At 59.2% G+C, this 3,268-nt stretch carries 4 protein-coding genes; all 4 read left to right on the forward strand.

Annotated elements, in window-relative coordinates:
- The first annotated feature begins 144 nt into the window (after positions 1 to 144).
- Positions 145 to 909 carry a hypothetical protein gene (locus tag HJG40_RS14380; protein WP_226857482.1) on the forward strand — a complete coding sequence of 255 codons (765 nt, stop codon included), beginning with the start codon at positions 145 to 147 and terminating at the stop codon, positions 907 to 909.
- Positions 910 to 913: 4 nt separating this feature from the next.
- The gene (locus tag HJG40_RS14385) at positions 914 to 2,125 is read left to right on the forward strand and encodes a hypothetical protein (RefSeq protein WP_215864834.1); all 1,212 of its coding nucleotides are present in this window, start codon (positions 914 to 916) and stop codon (positions 2,123 to 2,125) included.
- A gap of 76 nt (positions 2,126 to 2,201) precedes the next feature.
- Entirely contained in the window at positions 2,202 to 2,747 is a 546-nt protein-coding gene (locus HJG40_RS14390) for a hypothetical protein (protein WP_215864835.1), read from the forward strand.
- A gap of 80 nt (positions 2,748 to 2,827) precedes the next feature.
- On the forward strand, positions 2,828 to 3,268 hold a 441-nt coding region (locus HJG40_RS14395), incomplete at its 3' end, for a hypothetical protein (protein WP_215864836.1).

Below are 3,268 nucleotides of genomic sequence, written 5' to 3' on the forward strand. Positions count from 1 at the left end.
GATCGCCTCCAGCCCCACCTTGCCCTTAAAGGCGGCTCCATACACTTTCCGCTTTGCTGCGCTCATCGTCTCCTCCTGACCAGACAACAAGCTTAAACTATTGTCTCAAATCTGGGGTCCACTATAGCCGAAGGCATGCCGGTCATGGATGCCCTGATTGAAGCCTGCGCGACCCGTACCCGGCCCATTGTGATTACGGCGCTGGCACTCATGCTCGGTTCGGCAGAAATCATCACCTCCCCGATTTTCCGGGGAATGGGCATTTCCCTGCTCTTTGGGGTCATGATTTCGACCATCCTTACCCTGCTGGTCATTCCTTTGGGTTGTGTCAGCGGCAGAAAGGCGTTTTGTCCGGCGGGAATGGATCTGGATGATTTTTGCCAGCAAAACATGGAAACGCCATTTCCTTTTGCGCCCGCGCATCTGCAGGTTTCTCTGTCTGCTGAGGGAAATCACGCGCGCAGTGAACTGCAGGCCGCAGCACCGACTCAAGACGCCGCCACGCAAGAGACCGGTCCCTTACGCATGACTCTGGACATGATCGGACAGGACATCCGCGCCTTTTTCCGAGCCATTACCAAAATCCTGATGACTTTGCTTGGACAACTTTGGGCCTGGCTGATGAAGCGCCCGGCCGCCAACAACAAACCTGAAGGGCCGGGTCCGCAGTCGCCTTCAGGGCCCATGAGCCCCCCTCAGGGACCGGATGCTCCGCCGCAAGGACCGGTAAATCCCAACCCTATAAACCCAGAAAGTGCCAGTGAACAGGCTGATAGTCCGGTCGGCAATGAGACCGATCCCGTCACCACCACTTCTGATGAAACGGCCACGAAACCCGACTCTCCGGCTAAAAAAGCCAAGCCGCGTGGCATCCATTTACGCGCATCCAAATCCAACCAGGAGGAATAACTTTATGAGCCACCTTAAATCCATCCGTCCTTTCACCCGTAGCCCGGTGTTCTGGCTGAGTGTGGCCGTCTGTACCGCTTTGGGTTGTCAGGCACAGGCATTAGCTGCTGTCGACACGCCTTACGCACCGGGTGTGGCCACCATACCAGGCCCTATGAACAGTAACCTGCCGCCAGAGTGGGCGGCACACGCTATGGAGGCCGGCACCCCTTCGGCTTTGCCCACCCGTTCCACAGAGGACGAATGGCATGGGTATGCCCCCCACAGCGATCCCGAAGACGCATACCCGACGCAGGCATGGCCGGATCGACCCTCTGCTGAAAACGCGGTTGGCTCCTGGGAACAGGGCGGGCAGGCCATGCCGGAGCCACAGCATCCCTTTTCTGCTCCCCGCTGGAATAACGACGATGCAGCCATGCCTGCCCCCGCCTTCAATGAACTGGCGGCCTGGGTACCCCCACCTCCCGGACCCTATCCGAATGGCCCGCACGAAGGAGCACGGGATATGTCGCCGCCCAGCAGTGCTGGAAGCGGGCCATTCCCAGCGTCTCCCGGCCCTATGCCGGGCTATGGACATGCACCCGCTTATGGAATGCCCCAATATGGTCCAGCACCATATCGAGGTCCTGGGATGCCCTGGCAGAACGGGCCGAGACCGGGTGACGGGGCTCCCGCTTATGGCGGTGCTCCGAGCTATGGTCCACCGGCCTACGGGGCGGATTCCTCTGCCCGGCCACCACAATACGGCCCACAGGGATATGGCGCCCCCGTCAATCCCATGTTTGGTGCTGGTTATCCGCCTATGGGCTATCCACAGGGGCCTCATTATGGACCTTCGCCCGCTTATGGCAGACCGAATTACGGACCCATGCCCTACCAGGCAATGCCCTGGCAGAACGGGCCGAGGCCTTCTTATGGTACGCCCGCTTATGAGCCATCTCCCTATGGAGGGAATCCCTATGTTGGCCCCCCTCAGTTTGGTCCGCGACCGGGATATGGCGCCCCCGTCAAGCCGATGTTTGGTGCCGGTTATCCACCTATGGGCTATCCACAGGGGCCTCAATATGGACCTTCGCCCGCTTATGGCAGGCCGAATTACGGACCCATGCCCTACCAGGGAAGGCCTTGGCAGAACGCAGCAGGACCGGATTATGGTCCCAATCCTTACGCAACACCTGTTCCGTACGGGCCCCCAGCGGGTTATGGATACCCGTGAGTCTGGCGATTCGATGTTGATTGAACGGTAAGCGGGGCACTCTGATCGGCGCCCCTGGAAATGCAAGGAGAGCATCATGAAGCAAGCAAAGTGGGTTAAAAAAGCCGCCATTCTTTCAGCGGCACTGGGGATCATGTCCCTGCCGCTCAGTGCGTATGCCTGGGGACCCTGGGGCGGTGACATGCCCTGGTCGGGCTGGCAAAACAGCATGCCCTGGAGTGGTTATTCGGGTCCCATGCAAGGGGATTCAGGGCCGTGGTCAGGTTACGGCGGCCCCTGGCAAGGCAATAGCGGTCCCTGGAGCATGGGGAGTTTTGGCATGACTTTCCCGCACGGGGGGCCTATGCGTTTCAATGGCCGTCCGTTTGGCGGTTATGCCAGTCCCTGGTCCGGTTCTGAAATGCCTTGGGGTGGCGGCGGCATGCCCTGGGGTGGTGGCGGTATGCCTTGGGGTGGTTCTGAAATGCCCTGGTCTGGTGGCGGCATGCCCTGGGGTGGTGGCGGTGGTATGCCTTGGGGCGGTGGCGGTATGCCCTGGAGTCCCATGTCTTCCATGAGCCCAATGAGCCCAATGTCGCCTATGGGTCCAATGTCGCCCATGAGTCCATGGGGAGGCTGGTAAAAAGGAAATAGTCATTTGATGTGTCATCAGTGGCGTCAACTGAATGGATTGTGGCGCGTGTTTGCAAAGGAGTCTGTGTGATGAAAACGAGACGTTTTGTCAAAGCAGCCGGTCTGGCGGCTGCCCTGGGATGTGCTGGATTGCTGGTCGCCTCACCGGCCATGGCTTGGGGATGGGCACCCTGGAATGACATGCCCTGGAGTGGTTACAGTAGCCCATTTTCCAGCAACAGCGGCCCTTTCAGTGGTTATGGTGGCCCCTTTACGGGTAACAGTGGTCCTTGGAGCATGGGCAGCATGAACTTTAATGGCCCCCATGGGGGGCCCATACGGTTCAATAGCGGTAATTGGGGTGGCTATGGCCAACCCTATAATGGTTATTACGGCGGGGGCTACGGAGAGGGTGCTTATGAAGGCGGTTATGGTTATCCGGCTCCATCCTACGGATATCCGAACGTCGGGTATGGATCTCCCTACCCGGCATACGGCAACTATGGATACACGAGCCCTGCTGCCCATTAT

Origin of the sequence: Acidithiobacillus concretivorus, from assembly GCF_018853445.1 — a bacterium.
In the GTDB taxonomy this organism is placed as follows: domain Bacteria; phylum Pseudomonadota; class Gammaproteobacteria; order Acidithiobacillales; family Acidithiobacillaceae; genus Acidithiobacillus; species Acidithiobacillus concretivorus.